This window comes from Streptomyces sp. NPDC050759, assembly GCF_044456945.1.
Lineage (GTDB): Bacteria > Actinomycetota > Actinomycetes > Streptomycetales > Streptomycetaceae > Streptomyces.
Map to the genome: position 1 here is coordinate 174479 of NZ_JBITGI010000012.1, position 21873 is coordinate 196351.

Below are 21873 nucleotides of genomic sequence, written 5' to 3' on the forward strand. Positions count from 1 at the left end.
GTCGAACTGCCGTGATCAGCGGGCCTTCCGCGCCATGAAGTGCCCCATATATCCCTCTATGTCCAGGAGCGATCCATGCGAACCCAGAGCCGACGACGGCCGCCGCGAGCCACGCTCGCCATGGCCGCCGCAGGGACGCTGCTCGCCCCGCTGCTCTCCGGCTGCTGGGTCGGAGCCGGCGGGACGGGGTCGGGCGGCGACGCCATCAACGTCCTGATGGTCAACAACCCCCAGATGACCGAGCTGCAGAAGCTGACCAGGGCCCACTTCACCAAGGAGACCGGGATCAAGGTCAACTTCACCGTCCTGCCCGAGAACGACGTCCGCGACAAGATCAGCCAGGACTTCGCCAACCAGGCCGGTCAGTACGACGTGGCGACCCTGTCCAACTACGAGATCCCCATCTACGCCCGCAACGGCTGGCTGCACGAGATGAACTCGTACGTGACCAAGGACCCGTCGTACGACGAGAAGGACGTCCTCGCGCCCATGCGCCAGTCGCTGACCGGCGACGACGGCAAGCTCTACGGCCAGCCCTTCTACGGCGAGTCGTCCTTCCTGATGTACCGCAAGGACGTCTTCGCGCAGAAGGGCCTGACGATGCCGGCCCGTCCCACCTGGACCCAGGTGGCCGACCTGGCCGCGAAAGTGGACGGCGCCCAGTCCGGCATGAAGGGCATCTGTCTGCGCGGCCTGCCCGGCTGGGGCGAGGTGATGGCCCCGCTCACCACGGTCGTGAACACCTTCGGCGGCACCTGGTTCGACAAGGGCTGGAAGGCCCGCCTCGACTCCCCCGAGTTCGAGAAGGCGGTGAAGTTCTATGTCGACCTGGTCCGCGACCACGGCGAGTCCGGCGCCGCCCAGTCCGGCTTCGCCGAGTGCCTCAACAACATGACCCAGGGCAAGGTCGCCATGTGGTACGACGCCACCTCCGCGGCCGGCTCCCTGGAGGCGAAGGGCTCCCCGGTCAAGGGCAAGGTGGGGTACGCCCCCGCCCCCGTCGAGGAGACCAAGTCCTCCGGCTGGCTCTACACCTGGGCCTGGGGCATCCAGGACGCCTCCCGCAACCCCGACAAGGCCTGGAAGTTCGTCTCCTGGGCCTCCAGCAAGCAGTACGAGCAGCTGGTCGGCGACCAGATCGGCTGGTCCAACGTGCCGGCCGGCAAACGCGCGTCGACGTACACCAACCCGGCCTACGTCAAAGAGGCCGCCGCCTTCCAGGAGATGACCAAGGAGGCCATCGAGCAGGCCCGGCCGAACGACCCGGGGGTGCAGCCGCGCCCCGCGCCCGGCATCCAGTTCGTCGGCATCCCCGAGTTCACCGATCTCGGCACCCGGGTCTCCCAGGAGATCAGCGCGGCCATCGCCGGACGCCAGTCCGTCGAGTCGGCCCTGAAGAAGTCCCAGCAGCTCGCCGAGAAGATCTCCGAGGAGTACGAGGGACGATGACCGCGACAACCATGGCCCCGCCGGCCACCGAGACCGTACGCACCGCGGACCCGTCGAAGGCCCGCCTCCGCGCCTGGGCCACCCGCGCCCCGCTGCTCCCCGCCCTGATCTTCATGATCGTGGTCACCCAGCTGCCGTTCGTGGCCACGGTGGTGATCTCGTTCTTCGACTGGAACTCCCTCTATCCCAAGGCCCGTCACTTCACCGGGGTCGACAACTACAAGGACGTCCTCACCGACGCGGACCTGCGCCACTCCGTATGGACGACGGTCCTGCTGACGGTGACGGTGGTCCTGGTCAGCCTCGTCCTCGGACTGCTCCTGGCCCTGCTCCTGGACCGGCGCTTCAAAGGCCGGGGCGTGGTCCGCACCCTGCTGATCGCACCGTTCCTGGTGGTCCCGGTGGCAGCCGCCCTGCTCTGGAAACATGTGCTCTACAACCCCGAATACGGCCTGCTCAATGGGTTGTTGCACTATGTGGGCGGCCCACAGCCGGACTGGATCTCCAACACCCCGCTGCTCGCCGTCGAGGCCTCCCTGGTCTGGCAGTGGACGCCGTTCATGATGCTCATCCTGCTGGCCGGCCTGCAGAGCCGCGACCAGCAGCAGATGGAGGCCGCGCGGGTGGACGGCGCGAGCGACTGGCAGATCTTCCGCTATCTGACCCTCCCGCACCTGCGCAGGTATCTGGAGCTGGGCGCCCTGCTGGGCTCGATCTACATCGTCCAGAACTTCGACGCGGTCTTCACGATCACGTCCGGCGGCCTGGGCACGGCCAACCTTCCCTACACCGTCTACCAGAGCTTCTACCAGGCCCACGAGAACGGCCTCGCCTCGGCCGCCGGCGTCCTGGTCGTCATCGGCTCGATCATCATCGCGACCTTCGCCCTGCGCGTGGTGTCGTCCCTGTTCCGTGAGGAGGTGGGCCGGGCATGAGCACGATCGCCGTAAAGCCCAAAGGAGCCGTACCGCGCAAGGGAGTCGGCCTGGGCCTGGTGGCCTGGCTGCTGGGAATCGTCTTCTTCCTGCCGATCGCGTGGATGGCCCTGACGTCCTTTCACTCGGAGACGGACGCGGCCACCAACCCGCCCTCCTTCGGCGCCGCCCTCACCCTGGACGGCTACCGCGAGTTCTTCGGCACCGGCGGCGGCGCGAGCCCCTGGCCGGCACTGATCAACTCGACGGTCGCCTCCCTGGCCTCGACGCTCTTCGTCCTGCTCCTGGCCCTCCCGGCGGCGTACGCGCTGTCGATCCGCCCGGTGAAGAAGTGGACGGACGTCCTGTTCTTCTTCCTGTCGACGAAGATGCTCCCGGTGGTGGCGGGCCTGCTCCCCATCTACCTGTTCGCGAAGAACACCGACATGCTCGACAACATCTGGCTGCTGGTCATCCTCTACACGTCGATGAACCTGCCGATCGCCGTCTGGATGATGCAGTCCTTCCTCGCCGAGGTCCCGGTGGCCGTGATCGAGGCCGCGCGCGTGGACGGCGCCCGCCTTCCGACGATCCTCGCGCGCGTGGTCGCCCCGATCGCCCTGCCCGGCATCGCGGCGACGGCCCTGATCTGCTTCATCTTCAGCTGGAACGAACTGCTGTTCGCGAGGGTACTGACCGGCGTGGTGGCCGAGACCGCCCCCGTCTTCCTGACCGGCTTCATCACCAGCCAGGGCCTGTTCCTGGCCAAGGTGTGCGCCGCGTCGCTCGTCATCTCCCTGCCGGTGCTCGCCGCGGGGTTCGCCGCCCAGGACAAACTGGTCCAGGGCCTGTCACTGGGAGCCGTGAAATGAAGGCCGCCGTCATCGAGTCCGTGGGCCGTGCCGTCGTCGCCGAGGTCCCGGACCCGACGCCGGGCCCGCGCGAGGTCGTCGTCGAGGTCGCCGCGTGCGGCCTGTGCGGCACCGACCTGCACATCCTCCAGGGCGAGTTCGCCCCCAAGCTGCCGATCGTGCCGGGCCACGAGTTCGCCGGCCAGGTGGTCGGCGTCGGCACCCAGGTCACCGAGCTCGCGGTCGGCGACCGGGTGGCGGTCGACCCGTCCCTGTACTGCTACGAGTGCCGGTACTGCCGTACGGGCCACAACAACCTCTGCGAACGGTGGGCCGCGATCGGCGTCACGACGGCGGGTGGCGCGGCGCAGTTCGCGGTCGCGCCGGTGGCCAATTGCGTACGGCTGCCCGAACACGTCCGTACCCAGGACGCGGCGCTGGTGGAGCCGTTGTCCTGCGCGGTCCGGGGTTACGACGTCCTGCAGTCCCGCCTGGGTGCCCATGTCCTGATCTACGGCTCGGGGACGATGGGCCTGATGATGCTGGAGCTGGCCAAGCGGACCGGCGCGGCGAGCGTGGACATGGTGGACGTGAACCCGACCCGCCTGGAGACGGCCCGCCGGCTCGGCGTCTCGGCGTCCGCCGCGAACCCGGACGAGCTGGACCGTCCGCAGGGCTGGGACCTGGTGGTCGACGCGACGGGCAACGCGGCGGCGATCCAGGACGGCCTGGAGCGGGTGGCCAAGGCGGGCACCTTCCTCCAGTTCGGGGTGGCCGACTACGCGACGCGGGTGACGATCGACCCGTACCGCATCTACAACCAGGAGATCACCATCACCGGCTCGATGGCCGTCCTGCACAGCTTCGAACGCGCGGCGGAACTCTTCGCGACCGGTGTCCTGGACCCGGACATCTTCATCAGCGACCGGCTGCCCCTGGACCGGTATCCGGAGGCGCTGGAGCAGTTCGCGGCGGGGGTGGGACGCAAGATCGTGGTGGTGCCGTAGCCCCGCTCGGCCATTTGGCCGTCGGGTAAGGGAACGGCAAAGTGGGCCCGATCGTTCACGGGGCATGACAGCTATGACCCCCGGCTCGAACATCCCCCTGTCCGCCGCCCGCGTGACGGTGGACGTCGCCGCGCCCGTGCGCCTCGACGTATCGGGCCTGCTGCTCACCGCCGACGGCAAGGTGCGCTCCGACGACGACTTCATCTTCTACAACCAGCCCTCAGGCCCGGGGGTGACGTACCGCTCGGGCGGCGGTACGGCCCCCGACGCGATCACCGTCGACACCTCGGCCGTACCGCCCGGCATCGAGAAGATCGTCGTCACCGCCAGCCCGGACGCCGCGGGCCAGACCTTCCAGGGCGTCGAGCCGACGGCCACGATCCGCAACGCGGACGACAACAGCGTGCTGGCCACGTTCACGCCGCCGCAGCTCGGCACCGAGACGGCGTTGGTGATCGTGGAGGTCTACCTGCGCAACGGCGCCTGGAAGGCCCGGGCGGTGGGGCAGGGGTACGCCAACGGGCTGGCCGGGATCGCGACGGACTTCGGCGTGACGGTGGAGGAGCCCGCCCCGACGCCCGCCGCGGCCCCCGTCGCCCCGCCGCAGCCGGTGACTCCGCCGCCCGCGCCGACCGTGCAGACCCCGGTGGCCTCGCCCGCCCCGGCCGTCGACCCGCGGCTCGCCGCGCCGTCGGCGCCCGCCGCTCCCCCGGCTCCGCCCGCTCCCGCCCCCGGCGCCGGGAAGATCAACCTCGACAAGGGTCGGGTCAGTCTCCAGAAGAACCAGACGGTGTCCCTGGTCAAGGGCGGGCGTCCGCTTCTCTCCCAGGTCAAGATGGGTCTCGGCTGGGAGCCCGCGTACCGCGGCAAGGACATCGACCTCGACGCGTCGGTCATCGCCTACGGGCCGCAGCGCAACCACATCGACAGCTGCTACTTCGGCAAGCTGTCCATCGTCGGCGGCGCGATCAAGCACTCCGGTGACAACCTCACGGGTGAGGGCGGCGGTGACGACGAGGTGATCGTCGTCGACCTCGGCCGGCTCCCCCAGGAGGTCACCGGCCTCGTCTTCACGGTCAACTCCTTCTCCGGCCAGAAGTTCACGGAGGTCGCCAAGGCGTACTGCCGCCTCATCGACGCCGCGAGCGGAGAGGAGCTGGTCCGCTTCGACCTCACGAACGCGGAGGCGCAGACGGGCGTGATGATGGCCAAGCTGATCAAGCAGTTCTCCGGTGAGTGGGAGATGACGGCGATCGGCGACTTCGTGAAGTCCCGCACGGTGCGGGGGATGGTGAAGCCGGCGGCACAGGCGCTCTAGGGAGAGCCGGGGGGTGGTTGTTCGGCTCCCCGCGCCCCCAGAAGGGGCGCGGGGCTGTGACATCAGCGGCTCCGCCGCGGGGCGCGACCAGCCACGACGCACCCGTACGCGCACGATCACACGGCGAGGCACATCCACAGGCGCCCTACGCCCGCAGCCCCTCCGTGAGCAGTGTCAGGTACCGCCGGATGGACTCGCCCCCGCCGTCCGCCAGCTCCGCCGCGCCGACGACCCCGTGCGCCAGCCGAAGCAACTCGATCGGCTCGACGTCCGCCCGCAGCGTCCCCTCCGCCCGCGCCGCCTCCACGAGGCGCGTCGCCGCGCCCCGCACATGCGTCCCGCACACCGTGAGCATCGCCTCGCTCTCGTCGGCCACCGCCGACCCCAGCAGCGTCTTCAGCCCCCGCACCTGGATCGTCCCGACGCACAGCTCGTACAGCCACTCCGCCAGCGCCTCCCCCGGCGGCAACTCCTCCGCGAGCTCGTCGGCCCGGCGCGCGAACCCCTCGACGCGGTCCACGTACGCCGCCTCCAACAGGGCCTGCCGCGTGGGGAAATGCCGGTACAGCGTCCCGGACCCCACACCGGCCCGCTTGGCGATGTCGTCCAGCGACGCACCTTCCCCATGCTCGGCGAAGGCCTCCGCCGCCACCTTCAGCAACCGCTCGTAGTTGCGCCGAGCGTCCGCGCGCATGGGTCTGACCTGCGTCATCCAGATACTCCCTGCGAACCGGAGACTCTCCCCGCAGGGTACCGAATCCTGGCCTGTCCCCTCAGGGCAGCCGACCGGAGGCGTGCAGCGCGTCGAACACCATCTGGTCCACGGCCGAGACCCGCGCACGATCGTCGTAGCCGAACCAGTCCGACTCTTCGATCTCGCTCGAGGCAACCAGCGGACCGGTGTACTCGGCGGTGTAGCAGATCATCCGGAACTCCGTGCCTCCGTCGCCGTCCCTCCGCGTCTCGAAGGTGCCGACGTGCACCATCGTGGCTGTGTCGACCCGGGACCGGAGTTCCTCGGCGATCTCGCGCGCCAAGGTCTCGGCATCGGACTCACCCGGCTCCCGCTTCCCGCCCGGGAAGTAGAAGACATCCAGACCGCGGCAGCGGGTCACCAACACCCGCCCGTCACGCACCAGAACCCAGGCCACCTTCTCCGGAACGCCCTCGCTCTTCCCCATCCCGGGACCGTACCCGCCCGCGTTCACATCTTCGTCGCCCCCGCCGCCAGATCCCGCAGAAAGTGCCGTGCGCCGATCAGGAAGACGACGATCAGCGGCAGGACGCTCATCAGCGCGCCGGCCATCACCACCGCGTAGTCGGTGTTGTAGGCGATGTTGAGGTTGGCGAGGGCGACCTGGAGGGTGACCTTGTCGGGGTTGACCATCACCACCAGGGGCCAGATGTAGTCGTTCCAGAGGCTGATGAAGGTGAAGATGCCGAGGAAGGCGAGCGCGGGCCGGAACAGCGGAAGCGCGACCTGCGCGTAGAGCCGGAAGAACCCGGCGCCGTCGATCCGGCCGGCGTCGAGGAGCTCGTCCGGCAGCGAGTTCTGGGCGTACTGACGCATCCAGAAGATACCGAACGCGTTGGCCGCCCCCGGGATGATCAGCGCCTTCAGCGTGCCCGCCCAGCCGAACTCGGCCATGGTGACGAACTGCGGCACCAGCGCCAACTGCGACGGGATCATGTACGTCGCCATCAGGACGCCGAAGAGAATCCTCTTGCCCGGGAACTCGTACTTGGCGAAGGCGAAGGCCGCCAGGGAGTCGAAGAAGAGCACCAGCAGCGTGCCGACCGTGGCCACCACGACCGTGTTGAAGAGGGAGGTGAAGAAATCGATCCGGTCGATCACCTCCCGCATGTTGTGCAGGAGTTGGGTGCCCGGCACCAGCCGGGGCGGGTAGGCCAGGATGTCCTGGGTGGTGACGGAGGCCATCACCACCAGCCAGTAGAACGGGAAGAGGGAGACCAGCACCCCCAGGAGCAGGGCAACCCGTACCAGGACCCGGGTCCGCCTGCTGCCGGCGCCGATCGCGAGGCCCGCGTTGGAGCTCGTGTGCTCAGCGGCCATTGCGGCCTCCCTTGCGCAGCAGCGGGATGCCCCGGCGGTCGTCGCGGTCGCCCCCGGACACCAGCCGCCAGTTGATGACGGCGAAGACCGCGATCAGGGCGAAGAGGATCCAGCCCATCGCGGCGCCGTAGCCGAACTGGAGGTCGTTGAAGGACTTCTGCCACAGATAGAGCACGATCGTCATGCCTTCCTGGCCGGGACCGCCCGCGGTGCCCGGGTCGTCCGAGTAGAACAGCACCTGCGACTCGGTGAAGATCTGGAGACCGCCGATGGTGGAGGTGATGATGGCGAACAGGATCACCGGCCTGAGCTGCGGCACGACGACCCGGAACAGCACCTGGCGGCTGCTCGCCCCGTCGACCCGGGCGGCCTCGAAGAGTTCGTTCGGGATGGCCTGGAGACCGGCCAGGAAGATCAGGGCGTTGTAGCCGACCCATCGCCAGATGACCATGAGGGAGATCGCCGACTTGATCCCGAGGGAGGAGGTCAGCCAGCCGATGCCGTCCACCCCGACCGCCTTGAGCAACGAGTTGGCGAGCCCCGCCTGCGCGAAGACCGACCCGAACACGATGGTCATGGCGACCATGGAGGTGACGTTCGGAATGAAGTACGCCACCCGCCAGGCGGCCGAGTACCGCACCTGTGAGTGCAGCAGGAACGCCAGCACCAGCGCCAGGAACAGCATCGGCACCGTGGACATGAACCAGATCTCGAAGGTGTTGACGATCGAGTGCCAGAACACCGAGTCGTGCAGCAGCCAGTAGTACTGCCTGAACCCGACGAACTTCATGCTCCCGATGCCGTCCCAGTCGTGGAAGGACAGGTAGAACGAGAAGAACACCGGGAAGGCGCCGAAGAGGGCGAAGAGGATGTAGTACGGCGAGATGGCGACGTACGGCGGTAGATGACGCCGCCACCTGCCCCGCGGTGCCTCCGTACGGACCTGCTCCTCGGTGCTGTCGGACGCGGGTGCCTGTGCCAGGGTGGCCATGTCAGCTCACCCCCCGCTGGGCTAGCGCCCGTTCGGCGGCGTTCATGGCGTCGCGCCAGGCCTTGTCGGGGTTCTTGCCGAGCGTCTCCACGTTCGTCAGCTCCTGGTAGACCGGGGTGTTCGCGGTGTTCTCGTAGGCGCTGAAGAAGATCACCGGGGCCTTCTTCGCCGCCGGTCCGAAGACGTCGACGGGGATCTGCCCGCCGAAGAACGGGTCCGGTTCGCGCATCGCCGGCTGGGAGTAGACGGCCGGGGTGGTGGGGAACAGCGACATCTCCTGATAGCTCTTCAGTTGGTTCGCCGGCCCGAGCATCCACTTCAGGAAGGCGAACGCCCCTTCCGGATCACGGCAGTAGCGGGTGATGCCGACGTAGGACCCGCCGTAGTTCGCCGGACCGTCCGGCATGGTGGTCAGCCGCCACTTCCCCGAGGTCCTGGGCGCGGTTTCCTTGAGGCCGCCGATGTACCAGACCGCGTTGTTGATCGTGCCGATACGGCCGCCGCTGAGAGCCGAGTTGAAGTCGGGCGTGCCGTCGAGGGTCCGGGCGCTCAGCCCCTGCCGGTAGGTCTCGACGGCCAGATCCCAGGCGCGCTTCACGTGTTCCTGGTCGCCGATGAAGCGGTTGTCGGCGTCGACGAACTGCTTGGGGCTCTGGTAGAGCGCCATCCGGAACACATAGGCGATCTGCGAGACCAGATACGGATGGCCCGGCGCCCTCGCCTTGAGGGTCTTGCCGACCTGGAGGTACTTCTCCCAGGTCGAGGTGGCCTCGGCGACCTCCTCCGGTTCGGTGGGCAGACCGGCCTGCTCGAACAGGTCACGGCGGTAGTAGAGCGCGGTGGGACCGGCGTCCAGCGGGAAGCCGATCATCCGGCCGGCCGGGCTGATGCAGCTCTTCCACTTCCAGGCGAGGTACTCGTCCTCGACGGCGTCCGCGCCCAGGTCCTTCAGGTCCACGAACTCGTTCTCGTCCGGGAAGTAGTCCCCGATCGGGGAGTTGAGACAGGCCAGGTCCGGCACATAGGCGCGGGCCGCCATGACGGTCCGCAGCTTGCCCCGGTAATCGCCCGCGATCGGGGCGCCCTTGACCTTCAGCCCGCTCGCCCCCGGCACGCCGCGTGCGGAGGTGGCTAGCAGCTTGTCGCTCAGCGAGCCGTTCCAGTACCAGATCGTCAGGTGGTCGGTGCCCGCGGAGATCGAGCCGCTCGCGCTCCCGCACCCCGACAGGCCCAGCAGAGCGGCACCCGCCCCGCCGAGAGAGGCGCCGAGCAGGCGCCTGCGGGACATCGTTCGGTGTGGCATGGGCGCGCACTCGCTTTCCGGGACAGGGTAGGACAACGATGTCAAGCTCCCGTGAACGTTCACGTGAACGTTGCCGACGAGTATTGGGGTGGCTGAAAACGGGAGTCAAGACGTGTGCGGGCGCGATGTGTTGAGTGCCGGTAATTTGCTGCCGACAGTGCCGCCCTCAGGCGGGGTGCGTCTCGTCGACCACGTATCCGCGCCGCTTGTCCACCACGTTGCGCAGGGGTCGGCCCTCGAGGTGCCGGGTGAGGTTGTCGAGGAACACCTCGACGAGCGCCTCCCGCTCGCTGGTGGTCTCGCCCGCCGTGTGCGGGGAGATCATCACGCCGGGCATGTCCCACAGGGGCGATTCGGCAGGCAGCGGTTCCTGGGCGAACACGTCGAGGGCTGCGCCGCCGAGCCGTCCGGCGGCGAGGTGGTCGACGAGCGCCTCCTCGTCGACGAGTCCGCCCCGGCCCACGTTGATCAGCCGTGCCCCCGGCTTCATGGCGGCGAGCACGGGGGCGTCGACCATGCCCCGAGTGCCCTGGGTGAGGGGTGCGGCCAGGACGACGTAGTCCGCTTCCGTCAGGGCGGAGCGCAGGGTCGACGCACCGTGGACCGTGCCGAAGTCGGGGTCGTCCGTGCGGGCCTTGCGGCCCGCGCCGGACACCCGCATCCCGACGGCGCGCAACAGCCGGGCGGTGGCCCGGCCGATCGGACCCGTCCCCCAGACCAGCACGGTGCGTCCGGTGATGCCGTCACTGGGGCGCGGGCGCCACTCGCGGCGCCGCTGGTGCTCCCAGGTGCCGGGGAAGTCCTTGGCGAGGGCGAGGATCAGGCCGAGGACGTACTCGGCGGTCGGCTGGTCGTAGACCCCGCGGGCGTTGGTCAGGACAACGCCCGGATCGTCCACCAGGGCGGGGAACAGGAAGGAGTCCACACCCGCTGAGGCCGCGTGGACCCAGCGGGGTGCCTTGTCCGGGTTGTCGGGCCAGGCCTCGCGGATGGCCGGGGTGATGGTGACCCAGGCCAGGAGGGCGTCGGCACCGGGGAGGAGATAGGGCAGTTCCTCCTCGGTGGCGTAGACGGTGTCCGCGAGACGTTCGATGAGTTCGGTGGCGGGGGGCCGGTTGCCGCGGTAGAGGACGACGAGTCGCTCGGGCATGTCAGGCTCCGACGGGGACGGCTATGTACTTGTACTCCAGGAACTCGTCGATGCCGACGCGTCCGCCTTCGCGGCCCAGGCCTGACTGCTTGACGCCGCCGAAGGGCGCGGCGGGGTTGGAGACCAGTCCGGTGTTGACGCCGATCATGCCGCTTTCGAGGCGTTCGCTGACGCGCAGGGCGCGGTCCAGGTTCTGGGTGAACAGGTAGGCGGCCAGGCCGAATTCGGTGTCGTTGGCGGCGGTGACGGCCTCGTCCTCGGTGTCGAAGGTACGGATCGCGGCGACCGGACCGAAGATCTCGGTGTCGATGATCGCCGACTCAGGGGCGATGCCGGTGAGGACGGTGGGCGGGTAGAAGCAGCCCGGCCCCTCGGGGAGTTCGGCGCCGGTCAGGACGGTGGCGCCGCGCTTGACGGCGTCCCGCACCAGGTCGTGCGCCTTGCTGCGGCCGGCGTTGTCGATGAGGGGGCCGACGTCGGTGCCGGGTTCGGTGCCGTCGCCGACCTTCAGTGCGGCCATGCGGGCGGCGAGGCGGGAGGCGAACTCCTCGGCGACGGAGGTGTGGACGTAGATGCGGTTGGCGGCGCAGCAGGACTCGCCCATGTTGCGCATCTTGGCGACCATGGTGCCTTCGACGGCGACGTCGAGGTCGGCGTCGTCGAAGACGATGAGGGGGGCGTTGCCGCCCAGTTCCATGGAGGTGCGGATGACGGTGTCGGCGCACTGGGCCAGCAGGATCCGGCCGACCTGGGTGGAGCCGGTGAAGGAGAGTTTGCGGATCTTCCCGCCGCGCAGGAGGGGTTCGACGACGCCCGCGGCGTCGGTGGTGACGACGACGTTGAGGACGCCGTCGGGCAGACCGGCTTCCTTCAGGATCGCGGCAAGGGCGAGGCTGGTCAGGGGGGTCTGGGGGGCGGGTTTGAGGACGATGGTGCAGCCGGCGGCGAGGGCGGGGCCGATCTTGCGGGTGCCCATGGCCAGGGGGAAGTTCCAGGGGGTGATGAGCAGGCAGGGGCCGACGGGCTGGCGGGTGACCAGCAGGCGGTTCCTGCCGTCGGGGGCGGTGGTCAGCCCGCCGTCGATACGGACGGCCTCCTCGGAGAACCAGCGGAAGAACTCCGCGCCGTAGGCGACTTCGGCACGCGCCTCGGCCAGGGGCTTGCCCATCTCCAGGGTCATCAGCAGCGCGAGGTCCTCGGTGCGCGCGATGATGAGGTCGTAGGCGCGGCGCAGGATCTCGCTGCGCACCCGGGGCGGAGTGGCGGCCCAGGCGGCCTGCGCGGCGACCGCCGCCTCGACGGCACGCCGGCCGTCCGCGGGAGAGGCGTCGGCGACCTGGCACAGCTCATCGCCGGTGGCCGGGTTGTCGACGGACAGGGTCCGGCCGGACTCGGCGTCCTGCCAGTCACCACCGATGAACAGCTGCTTGGGAACATCACGGACGACAGTCATCGTGGGTATCTCCTTGGATGTGCGGTGAGGGGCTGCCGACCGGTCAGCGGATGCGGTCCAGCGTCTTGTAGTAGGCGCCCGCGAAGGGCAGGAACCAGGCGGTGCCGTTGTAGAGGGGGATGCGGGGCGGGGCCAGGTCGCGGACCGGGCTGGCCTCGGGGTGGCCGTCCATCACCTCGGCCATGACCTGGCCCATGTGCGTGGCCATCTGCACGCCGTGGCCCGCGTATCCCATGGAGTAGTGGACGCCGTCCTCGGTCTGCCCGGCGTGCACGATGCGGTCCATCGCGAATCCGACGGAGCCGCCCCACACGTACTCGACCTTCGTGCGGACGAGTTGGGGGAAGATCTGGCACATCTCACGGAACAGGACCGCCCCGCTCTTCTTGTCCGAGGTGGGGTCGGAGGGTGCGAAGCGGGCGCGGCCGCCGAACAGCAGCCGGTTGTCCGGGGTGAGCCGGAAGTAGTGGCAGACCTGGTTGGAGTCGACGATGAGGCGGGCCTTGGGGATGATGTCCCGGGCAAGGTCCTCGCCGAGCGGCTCGGTCACGATGATGAAGCTGCCCAGGCAGACCTGACGGCGGCGCAGCCACGGGAAGTTCTTGTCGGTGTAGGCGTCGGTGGCCATCATGACCTGCCCGGCGCGGATCACACCGCGTTCGGTGCTGACCTCGAACCGGCCCGCGGCGGTTCGCCGCACGCCGATGGCCGCGTTGCGCTCGTGGATCTCGACACCGGTGCGCTCGCACGCCTCGGCCATGCCGCGCACGAAGCGGCCGACGTGCAGTGCGGCGCTGAACGGGTCGAGCAGGCCGCCGTGGTAGGCGTCGGATCCGATCTCGGAACGCAGCTCGGACTTGCTGACCAGAGTGGTCTCGTGTCCGAAGTACTTGGCCAGGTCGCGCTGTTGGGCCTTCTTGTTCTCGAAGTGCGCGGGGCGGGACGCGACGCCCAGGCGTCCGACGCGGTGGAACTGGCAGTCGATGGACTCCTCTTTCACGAGCCGCTCGACGGTGTCCACGGCCTCGCCGTAGGAGTTGTAGATCTCGCGGGCCCGCTCGAGTCCGTACCGGCGGATGGCCTGGCCCACGCCGATGGTGAAGCCGAGGTTGGCCATGCCGCCGTTGCGCGCGGAGGCCCCGGAGCCGATCTGGCCCTTCTCGACGAGGGTGACGCGGGCGCCCTTGCGGGCGGAGTGGAGGGCGGTGGACAGACCCGTCAGGCCTGCGCCGATGACCACCAGGTCGGCGTCCTCGGTCAGCGGCTTGCCGGACCGGTCGGGAAACACCCCAGCGGTTTCGATCCAGTAGGGAATCGTCTTCATTTCGGGTCCTCTGCGGGGAGTTTCGACGTGGCTCAGGTGAGCGGTTCGACGGGGAGGGCGTTCTGGCCGTCGCGGTGGCCGCCGAGTCTGCGGACGAGGACGACCAGGGCGAGGGCCAGGACGGCCAGGGCGATGAGGACGGCGCTGACGGCGGTGACGGTCGGGTCGACGTCGAACTGCAGGGCGTTGAAGACCAGGACCGGCAGGGTGCGGGTGTCGGGGGTCGACATGAACTGGGCGATGAAGAACTCGTCGAAGCTGGTGATGAACGAGAACACCGCGGCGGCGATCAACCCGGGGGTGGCCAGGGGGAAGGTGATGCGCCGGGCGATGGTCACCCGGTTGGCGCCCATGCTGGCGGCGGCGTCTTCGAGCCGTTCGTCGATGCCCCTCAGCGTGGAGATCATGATGAGGATCGCGATGGGCGCGGCGAGCACGGTGTGGCCGAGAGCGATGGCCAGGGGGCTGCCGAGCATTCCGGCCGGTTCGAAGAACAGGAACAGGCCGAGCGCGATGACCACTTGGGGGATGAGCAGCGGAGCCAGGACCAGCCCGTAGACCGCCGTGTGCAGGGGCAGTCGGCCGCGGGCCAGGGCGGTGGCGGCGGTGGCTCCCAGGATGAGGGAGAACACGGTGGTGAGGGAGGCGATGAGGCTGGACAGGGCGATGGAGGTGGCCCAGTTGCCGCCGGGCGCGGCCATCTGCTCGTACCAGTGGGTGCTGTACTCCTTCGGCGGGAAGGTGCCGATGCCGTCGGCGCCGAAGGAGGTGACCAGGATGATGACGATGGGCATCGCCAGGAACAGCAGGATCGCGGTGGCGCTCAGGGCGCGGCCGATGTGTCCGGCCCGGGTGGCGGGCAGTTCCATCATGAGCTGCTCCTTCGTGCGTGTGCCTTCTTGCGGCGGAGCTTGACCAGGCCGAGCACGCCCAGGCCGGCGAAGGTGAGCAGGAGCAGGATGACGCCGAAGGCGGCGGCGGAGTTCCACTGGTCCTGCTGCATCACCTGCTGGTCGATGAGCGCGGCGACGACGGTCTGCTTGTCGCCGCCCATCAGGGCCGGGGTGATGTAGTAGCCCAGGCACAGGATGAAGCTGAGCAGTCCCGCGGTGCCGATTCCGGGCGCGACCAGCGGCAGGTAGATCCTGCGGAAGATGGTGAACCGGCTTGCGCCGAAGCCTGCCGCCGCGGCCAGGAGCCGGCCGTCGACGCCGCGCATCACGCCCTGCAGGACCAGGACGGTGTAGGGCAGCATGACCGAGGTGGTGCCGATGACCACACCGGTCTCGTTGTAGAGCAGCGGGAACGGGGCTCCGGGCACGTGCAGGGAAGTCAACAGCGTGTTGATGAGGCCGTGGTCGCCGAGCATGATGATCCACCCGTAGGTGCGCACCAGGGCACTGATGAAGTGCGGCACCACCACGATCAGCATGGCCAGCGCGGCGAATGCGGGCCGCATCCGGGCGATGGCATGGGCCAGGACGAAACCCACCAGGAGACTGAGCACCGCGGTCTCCGCGGAGATCCGCAAGGTGGAGAGCAGCACGGACAGGTTCACACCGCTGAGGGCGTCGGCGTACCAGTGCAGGGTGAATGCGCCACTGTCGCCCTTGAGGCTGAGGGAGAGCACCCCGATGATCGGGTAGACGAACAGCACCAGCAGGAACACCGTGACAGGGACGGCGTTGACCAGGGCGAGCCGGGAGCGGTGCCCGCGCATCGCGGACGTCTTCACACGCACCTTGCCGGGTGCGAGAGCGGTGCCGGCCACGGTTCACCCCCCGTCCGTGGCGTCGAAGACGCTGACGTCGTCCCGGTCGGCGGTGACACACACCCGCTCGCCGGGACGCGGCGGGACGGCGGCGGTCTCGATCCGCAGCGGCGGCGTCCCCGCAGCGGCACCGTCCAGGCGGACGCTGATCCGGGTGAGCGAGCCGACGTAGACGGCCGTCTCGACCGTGCCGGAACAGCAACCCTCCTCGGGACCGACCAGGCGCAGCTTGCCCGGCCGCACCGCGGCACGCACGCTCTGTCCGGGCACGCAGGGGTGGGCGCGGGCCGTGAGGACGCCGCCGGTGTCCAGCCGCACGCGGGTGCAGTCGTCTCCACCCTCCTCGACGTTGCCGGTGAGGAAGTTGGCGGCGCCCAGAAAGTCGGCGACGAACGGGGTGCGGGGGCGTTCGAACAGGCCGCGGGGGGTGTCGAACTGCTCGATGCGGCCGTCCTTCATGATGGCGATCCGGTCCGAGAGAACCAGCGCCTCCTCCTGATCGTGCGTCACGTAGACGACGGTCAGGCCGAGTTCGCGCTGGATGGACTTGATCTCGGTCTGCATCTGGTCGCGGAGCCTCTTGTCCAGCGCACCCAGCGGTTCGTCCATCAGCACGATCGGCGGGCGGTAGACCAGCACCCGGCACAGGGCGACGCGCTGCTGCTGACCACCGGAGAGCTCACGGGGCTTGCGGCCGGCGAACTTCGACAGGCCCGCCGCCTCCAGTGTCTCCCCGACCCGGCGGCGGATCTCCGACTTCGGCACACCGCGCAGGGTGAGCGGGAAGGCGACGTTCTCGGCGACCGTCATGTGCGGGAAGAGCAGGTACTGCTGGAAGACGAAACCGAAGTCCCGCTTGCCCGGGTTGAGTTTGGTGATGTCCCGGCCGTCCACTGCGATGGCGCCGGAGTCGGGCTCGGTGAACCCGGCCAGCATCATCAGCGTGGTCGTCTTGCCGGAACCGGAGGAGCCGAGGAAGGTGACGAACTCACCCGCCGCTATGTCCATGTCCACGCCGTCGACCACTGTCGTCCCGCCGTAGGACTTGCACAGCCCCGTCACCGACAACGACTTGCCCGTCGGTGAGGAGGAGCGAGGGGCCAGGGCGGTGGCCAGGTGGTCGGCGGACAGCGTTGCGGCGGTCAGACTCCGGGTCCGCTCAGGCATCGGCCCACTCCTGCCAGCGCTTGCTGACGGCGTCACGGTTCTTGTCCCACCAGGCCACATCCGCGTCGAACCCGGTCTTGAGGTTCGTCGGCGAGGTCGGCAGGGTGGCCAGGACGTCCGCCGAGAGCAGTTTGGTGGCGCCGGGGACGACCGGGCCGTGCGGGAAGAGCTTGGAGAACGCCGCCTGTACCTCGGGACGCAGCGAGAAGTCGATCAGCCGGTAGGCCGCGTCCGTGTTGCCCGCGCCCTTCGGGATGCCCCAGCCGTTGGTCATCCTGCGGGCGCCGTTCCACTGGTAGGCGACCGGCTGACCCTGCTTGATCAGCTCGTCCGCGCGGCCGCCCCACAGGCTGGTCGCGACGACCTCCTTGCGGCCGAGCAGAACGGCCGGCAGGGCGCCGGTGTTCCAGAACTTCTTCACATCGCCGCGGATCCGCGACATCGACGCGAACGCCCGGTCCACATCCAGCGGGTACAGCTTGTCCAGCGGCACACCGTCGGCCAGCAGCGCGAACTCGAGCTCCGGCAGGTCGGCCTCCGCGCTCTGCAGCGAGCGGGGGCCGCTGAAGGAATGCGTGTTCCAGAAGTCGGCCCAGCTCTTCGGGGCGCGCTTGAGGCTGTCCGTGCGGTAGGCCATCACGCTCGCCCACACGTTCTTGCCGACTGCGTACTCCGGCAGGTAGTGCTCCGCGATCCCGGCGTCCTTGACACTCTTCAGCCGGTCGTGGTCCACCGGCTCCAGACACTCCAGCCCCGCCATTTTCTGGAAGTTCAGCAGTGTGTTGTCCATCAGGTCGACCTGTGGACGACCCTGCTTGACCTGGGCGATGATCTGCGCCGACTGGTAGTTGACCGTGGTGACCGTGATGCCGGTCTCCTTGGCGAACGGCTCGTAGATCGCCTTCGTCAGGGCGTCGTTGTAGGTGCCGCCGCTGTTGCTGACGACGAGTCGCTTCTTGGCGCTGCCCGAGCCGCGGCTTTCGCTGCTGCCCATGAGGGTGCCGCAGCCGGTCACCACGGTGGCGGCGGCCAGCGCGCCTGCGGTGCTGAGTACGGTTCTGCGTCCTATCCGGTTGGCTTCCATCGGGCGCCTCCTGGTGCTGGGTGTGGGTTCGGGGGAACGGAAAACACTGGGGTGGGGGGTCCTTCTGGGCTGTCCGTGCGGGACGGTGTGCGTGGGGATTCAGATGCCGAGCATGGTGTTGAGCTCGTCCAGGGACTTCACCGGCACGTAGTCGTAGCCGTGGGTGACCGGGTCGTAGCCCCGGTCCAGGAGGATCAGGTTGCGGAAGCCCAAGTCGTGCATCGGCATCAGGTCGTAGCGGGTGTGCGAGGAGACGTGCACGAAGTCCTCGGGGGACGCGTCGAGCTGGTCGAGCATGTACTCGAACGCTGCGTACCGGGGCTTGTAGTAGCCGGCCTGCTCCGCGGTGAAGACCGCGTGGAAGTCCGCCCCGAGCCGGGGCACGCTCTCCTTCAGGAAAGAGTCCTCAGCGTTGGAGAAGATCACCAGCTTGTAGTGCTCGCCCATCTTCTTCAGCGGCTCGGGCACGTCGGCGTGCGGGCCCCAGCTGCGCACGCCGTCGGCGAACCGCTTGCCCGCGTCCGGCGCCGCCTTCACACCCCACTTGCGGCAGACCCGCTCGAAGGAGTCCTGCAGCACCTGCTCGTAGGCGTAGTACTCGCCGCGGACCTGGTCGTAGCGGTAGCCGCGGAACTCCCGGAGGAACTGGTCCCAGTGCTCCGCGGGGATCTGGTCCCCGACGAGCTCACGCGTGATGGGCGTCATCGGCCACTCGATCAACGTGCCGTAGCAGTCGAACGAGACGTACTTCGGCCGGAACTGAAACGACGGAATGGGCATGGAAGAACTCCAGTTTCTTTGCTGCAGGAGCAGGTTTCGATTCAGCATTTGTCGCCGTTTGTCCGGCACATCGGTGACGGACTTCCCCATGAGGGGAGGCGAGGTGACTTCAGGTCAGACGGCGTCGGCTGCGGCCGGTGCCAGGAAGCCGACGGGATGGTCGGTGGTGCCGTCCAGGGCGAGGTCGGCGGCGATCTCGCCCATGGCGGGTGACAGTTTGAAGCCGCTGCCGGAGAAGCCGGCCATCACGATGATGTCGTCCTCGCCGGGGAGGCGGCCGACGAGCGGGTCGCCGGAGTCGGTGTAGCCCTCCATGTAGGCCGACATCCTGATGGGATCGGGGTTCAGGTCGGGCATCAGCTCGCTGATGAACTCACGCATGGTGGCGAGTTCCTCCGGCCGCACCGTCCGGTCGAGCCGTTCGGGGTCGGATACCGGCAGATGGCGCGCGGAGTGGAGGCCCAGCTTGAAGGAGAGGCCCAGCTTGACGGACATGCCGTCGGGCGACGGGAGCCCGTAGCAGTCGTGGGGTGTGCTGCGTACGAAGGCGGGGGCGCCGCCCGTGAACCAGTCGTGGCGGGTGGGGATGTGCCAGGAGCTGATCAGCCGGCGGACGTCGACCGCGCGCGGCAGGTCCGGGAGCAGGGTGTTGATCCAGGGGCCCACTGTCACCACCGCGGTGTCCACGCGATCCGTGCCCTGGTCGGTGACGATGTGCACCCCGCCGCCTGTCGCGGGCGCGATCTCCCGCACCGGGGTGTAGCGGTGCAGCCGGGCGCCCAGTTGCTCGGCACGGGCGGCGGCGGCCTGGATCGACGCCTCGGGCCTGATGACGGCGCCCATCCGGTCGAGGATGGCGGTGTGCCCGTCCGGGAGGCGGTGCTGCGGGTAGCGGCGGGCGAGTTCCTCCCGGTCCAGTACCTCGTGATCCAGCCGGTGGGTGGAGCCGGCGGCGAGGAGGAGGCCCATCGAGGGCGACGCGGTTTCGCCCATCACCAGGCATCCGCTGCGGCGTCGCAGCGAGAATCCGGTCTCCTCCTGGAGGTGGTCCCACATCCGGTCGGCGAGCCGCAGCAGCGGGATGTAGCGGGGTTCGCCGAGGTGGACGGCTCGGAAGATGCGGGTCTCGCCTCCGGCCGCACCGCGGTCATGACCCGGCGCGTACCGGTCGTAGCCGATGACCTCGGCTCCGCGGGCGGCCAGTCGCCACATGGCCTGGCTGCCCATGCTGCCGGCACCGATCACGGCGACGCGCTTCGGGTTGCGCATGAGGTCGCTCCTTTCGATGGTGTGGTCCGGGTGGCAGTGGGCCCCAGCACGGTGCGGACATCGTGGGGACTCTTCCGGTTCGGGTCCCGCTGGGGATGGCGTTCACTCTCGGCCCGGGGGAACCTGCAGGTCAACCCACACTGTGTTCCACCTGGGGGCCTTCTCGAGACGGTCTGTCACCGCGGACGGCCGGGCCGTACAAAATGTCTGCCCCCTCTTGTCACGGTGAGTGGCCGGTGCGAGGGTGTGCCCGATCCCCTCGGACGAAAGCACCCCCCATGCCGCCCAGACGGCCCGCAAACGGGCACTTCCCCACGATCGCGGAGGTACTGCGGCTGCCCGTGCTCACCGAGGGGATGCCGCGTGTGCTGGCCGGTGAGTCACAGCTGGACAGGGCGGTGCGCTGGGTGCATGTCACCGAGCTGCTCAATCCCGCCGATTTCCTGGAGGGCGGCGAGCTGGTACTGACGACCGGCATGCCGCATCCAGAGGACGCCTCCGAGCTGCGAGGCTATGTCGACCAGTTGGCCGACGTCGGCGCGGCCGGTCTCATCGTGGAGCTCGGTTACCGGTACCGGAAGGTGCCCGGCGAGCTGGTGGCGGCGTGCCGTGCCCGTGAAGTGCCGCTGGTCGAGCTGGCCCGGGGCGTCCGGTTCATCGACGTCACGCAGACGGTGCACGCGCTCATCCTTGACGCCCAAGGGGCCCTGCTGCGGCGCGGGAGGGACATCCAGGACGTCTTCACCGCCCTGACGCTGCGGGGCGCGGACCCCGAGGAACTGGTGCACACCACCGCGGAGCTCACCGGAGCCCCGGTGGTGCTGGAGGATCTCAACCACCGGGTCCTGATGTGCGAGCTGCTCGGCCGGCCGTACGAGCCGGTGGTGTCGGCCTGGTCGCGGCGTTCGCGGGCCGCCCCGACGCCGGAGAGGATCACGCCGAGCGGCCCGGAGGGGTGGCTGATCGCGCCGGTGCAGGACCACCAGGGGCTGTGGGGGCGGCTGGTCCTGCTGGAGGGCCGGCTGAACGCCGAGCCCGACCCGGAACACGTCCTGGTGCTGGAGCGTGCGGCGATCGCGCTGACCATGGCGCGCCTGGCCGGGCCGGCCTGGTGGGAGCGCCGGGCCCACCGCTCCGTACTGCGGGACCTGTACGAACGACGTTTCCGCTCCCCCGCGGACGCACGCGCCCGCGCCGAGGCACTGGGGCTCCCGGCCCTCGGGCACCGGCTGTTCGCCGTGGTCATCCGCCACACGTACACCGGCACCGAGAGTGAGCACCTCGACGAACGGATCGCGAAGGCGCTGGCGCAGACCGGCGTCCGCGCCCTGGTCGGTGAGACGGCCCCGGGCCGGATCGGTGTACTTCTGGCACTGGCACAGGCGAGCGCCTGGCAGCCGGTCGCCGAGCGGATCGGCCGTCTGACCCGGGAGGAGCTGGGACCGGAGGCCGTCGTCGCCGTCGGCCCCGGGGTGACCGACCTCGCCGGGATCGCCCGGTCGTGGCAGGAGGCGGAGCAGACGGCCGAGGCCATAACACCCGCCTCCCCGGAGCGGTGGTTCTACGTCCCCGCCGACGTCCGGCTGCCGGAGTTGCTGGGCGTCCTGCGAGAGGACACCCGTCTTCAGCGGTACGCGGAACGGCAACTGACCCGCCTCATCGAGCACGACGACCGCAACAACGGCGACCTGCTCCCGGCACTGCGCGCCTATCTGGCGGCGGCCGGGAACAAGTCGGTCGCGGCGAAACGCGCCGGCATGTCCCGGCAGGCCTACTACCAGCGCCTCCACACCATCGAACGGCTCCTCGGCTGCGACCTGGAATCAGGCCTGCAGTGCACGTCCCTGCACGTCGCGGTGCTGGTCCTGGACGCCGGGGAAGCAGCTGTTCCCGGCGCATGACGGGCACGCCCGCCGTCACGCCGAGTACCTTTACGGCCGGCGGGTGCCGAGCTGTTCGGGCTTGCGT

20 protein-coding genes are annotated in these 21873 nt (G+C 69.3%); 6 read left to right on the forward strand and 14 right to left on the reverse strand.

From position 1 onward, the window contains the following. Window positions 1-75: 75 nt before the first annotated feature. The 5 genes from ACIBJB_RS31280 to ACIBJB_RS31300 all read left to right on the forward strand — a co-directional run bounded on the left by ACIBJB_RS31280 (window position 76) and on the right by ACIBJB_RS31300 (window position 5539). Complete coding sequence (locus tag ACIBJB_RS31280; protein ID WP_398935452.1) at window positions 76-1449, forward strand: ABC transporter substrate-binding protein; 1374 nt, start codon at window positions 76-78, stop codon at window positions 1447-1449. Beyond that, window positions 1446-2384, forward strand: coding sequence for a carbohydrate ABC transporter permease (locus ACIBJB_RS31285; RefSeq protein WP_059206220.1), 939 nt, complete (start codon window positions 1446-1448; stop codon window positions 2382-2384). The genes ACIBJB_RS31280 and ACIBJB_RS31285 overlap by 4 nt, the downstream gene beginning before the upstream one ends. Next, the gene (locus ACIBJB_RS31290) at window positions 2381-3235 is read left to right on the forward strand and encodes a carbohydrate ABC transporter permease (protein WP_398935455.1); all 855 of its coding nucleotides are present in this window, start codon (window positions 2381-2383) and stop codon (window positions 3233-3235) included. The genes ACIBJB_RS31285 and ACIBJB_RS31290 overlap by 4 nt, the downstream gene beginning before the upstream one ends. Beyond that, window positions 3232-4221, forward strand: a complete 990-nt coding sequence (locus tag ACIBJB_RS31295) for a zinc-dependent alcohol dehydrogenase family protein (RefSeq protein ID WP_398935457.1) — start codon at window positions 3232-3234, stop codon at window positions 4219-4221. Before ACIBJB_RS31290 ends, ACIBJB_RS31295 begins: the two co-directional genes overlap by 4 nt. 73 nt (window positions 4222-4294) lie before the next feature. After that, a complete protein-coding gene (locus ACIBJB_RS31300) occupies window positions 4295-5539 on the forward strand; it encodes a TerD family protein (RefSeq protein ID WP_398935729.1) in 1245 nt (414 codons plus the stop codon). Between the two features lie 145 nt (window positions 5540-5684). On the opposite strand, the gene ACIBJB_RS31305 is transcribed toward ACIBJB_RS31300, so the two are convergent. The 14 genes from ACIBJB_RS31305 to solA form a co-directional block, all read right to left on the reverse strand. After that, window positions 5685-6251 (reverse strand): TetR/AcrR family transcriptional regulator, encoded by a 567-nt coding sequence (locus ACIBJB_RS31305; protein WP_398935459.1) that lies wholly within the window; start codon window positions 6249-6251, stop codon window positions 5685-5687. 61 nt (window positions 6252-6312) lie between these two features. Beyond that, window positions 6313-6720: an NUDIX domain-containing protein gene (locus ACIBJB_RS31310; RefSeq protein ID WP_398935461.1), complete on the reverse strand. Its 408-nt coding sequence runs from the start codon at window positions 6718-6720 to the stop codon at window positions 6313-6315. A 23-nt stretch (window positions 6721-6743) separates the two neighbouring features. After that, the gene (locus ACIBJB_RS31315; RefSeq protein WP_062038508.1) at window positions 6744-7613 is read right to left on the reverse strand and encodes a carbohydrate ABC transporter permease; all 870 of its coding nucleotides are present in this window, start codon (window positions 7611-7613) and stop codon (window positions 6744-6746) included. Continuing rightward, window positions 7603-8604, reverse strand: coding sequence for a carbohydrate ABC transporter permease (locus ACIBJB_RS31320; RefSeq protein ID WP_398935463.1), 1002 nt, complete (start codon window positions 8602-8604; stop codon window positions 7603-7605). Before ACIBJB_RS31320 ends, ACIBJB_RS31315 begins: the two co-directional genes overlap by 11 nt. Window position 8605: 1 nt before the next feature. After that, window positions 8606-9907, reverse strand: a complete 1302-nt coding sequence (locus ACIBJB_RS31325) for an ABC transporter substrate-binding protein (protein WP_398935466.1) — start codon at window positions 9905-9907, stop codon at window positions 8606-8608. Window positions 9908-10073: 166 nt separating this feature from the next. Then, window positions 10074-11057 (reverse strand): D-2-hydroxyacid dehydrogenase, encoded by a 984-nt coding sequence (locus tag ACIBJB_RS31330; RefSeq protein WP_398935468.1) that lies wholly within the window; start codon window positions 11055-11057, stop codon window positions 10074-10076. 1 nt (window position 11058) lies between these two features. Then, window positions 11059-12510, reverse strand: a complete 1452-nt coding sequence (locus ACIBJB_RS31335) for an NAD-dependent succinate-semialdehyde dehydrogenase (RefSeq protein ID WP_398935470.1) — start codon at window positions 12508-12510, stop codon at window positions 11059-11061. 43 nt (window positions 12511-12553) lie between these two features. After that, on the reverse strand, window positions 12554-13834 hold the full coding sequence (locus ACIBJB_RS31340) for an NAD(P)/FAD-dependent oxidoreductase (RefSeq protein WP_398935472.1): 1281 nt from the start codon (window positions 13832-13834) through the stop codon (window positions 12554-12556). Window positions 13835-13866: 32 nt separating this feature from the next. Next, window positions 13867-14706, reverse strand: a complete 840-nt coding sequence (locus ACIBJB_RS31345) for an ABC transporter permease (RefSeq protein ID WP_398935474.1) — start codon at window positions 14704-14706, stop codon at window positions 13867-13869. Further along, entirely contained in the window at window positions 14703-15605 is a 903-nt protein-coding gene (locus ACIBJB_RS31350) for an ABC transporter permease (protein WP_398935476.1), read from the reverse strand. Before ACIBJB_RS31350 ends, ACIBJB_RS31345 begins: the two co-directional genes overlap by 4 nt. Window positions 15606-15608: 3 nt before the next feature. Next, the gene (locus ACIBJB_RS31355) at window positions 15609-16772 is read right to left on the reverse strand and encodes an ABC transporter ATP-binding protein (RefSeq protein WP_398935478.1); all 1164 of its coding nucleotides are present in this window, start codon (window positions 16770-16772) and stop codon (window positions 15609-15611) included. Beyond that, window positions 16765-17856 carry an extracellular solute-binding protein gene (locus ACIBJB_RS31360; protein WP_398935480.1) on the reverse strand — a complete coding sequence of 364 codons (1092 nt, stop codon included), beginning with the start codon at window positions 17854-17856 and terminating at the stop codon, window positions 16765-16767. Before ACIBJB_RS31360 ends, ACIBJB_RS31355 begins: the two co-directional genes overlap by 8 nt. Before the next feature lie 99 nt (window positions 17857-17955). Further along, window positions 17956-18636, reverse strand: coding sequence for a haloacid dehalogenase type II (locus ACIBJB_RS31365; protein WP_398935482.1), 681 nt, complete (start codon window positions 18634-18636; stop codon window positions 17956-17958). 114 nt (window positions 18637-18750) lie between these two features. Then, the gene (gene solA, locus ACIBJB_RS31370; RefSeq protein ID WP_398935484.1) at window positions 18751-19905 is read right to left on the reverse strand and encodes an N-methyl-L-tryptophan oxidase; all 1155 of its coding nucleotides are present in this window, start codon (window positions 19903-19905) and stop codon (window positions 18751-18753) included. Between the two features lie 278 nt (window positions 19906-20183). Between solA and ACIBJB_RS31375 the strand changes: the two genes are divergently transcribed. After that, window positions 20184-21806, forward strand: a complete 1623-nt coding sequence (locus ACIBJB_RS31375; protein ID WP_398935486.1) for a PucR family transcriptional regulator — start codon at window positions 20184-20186, stop codon at window positions 21804-21806. Window positions 21807-21873: the final 67 nt, after the last annotated feature.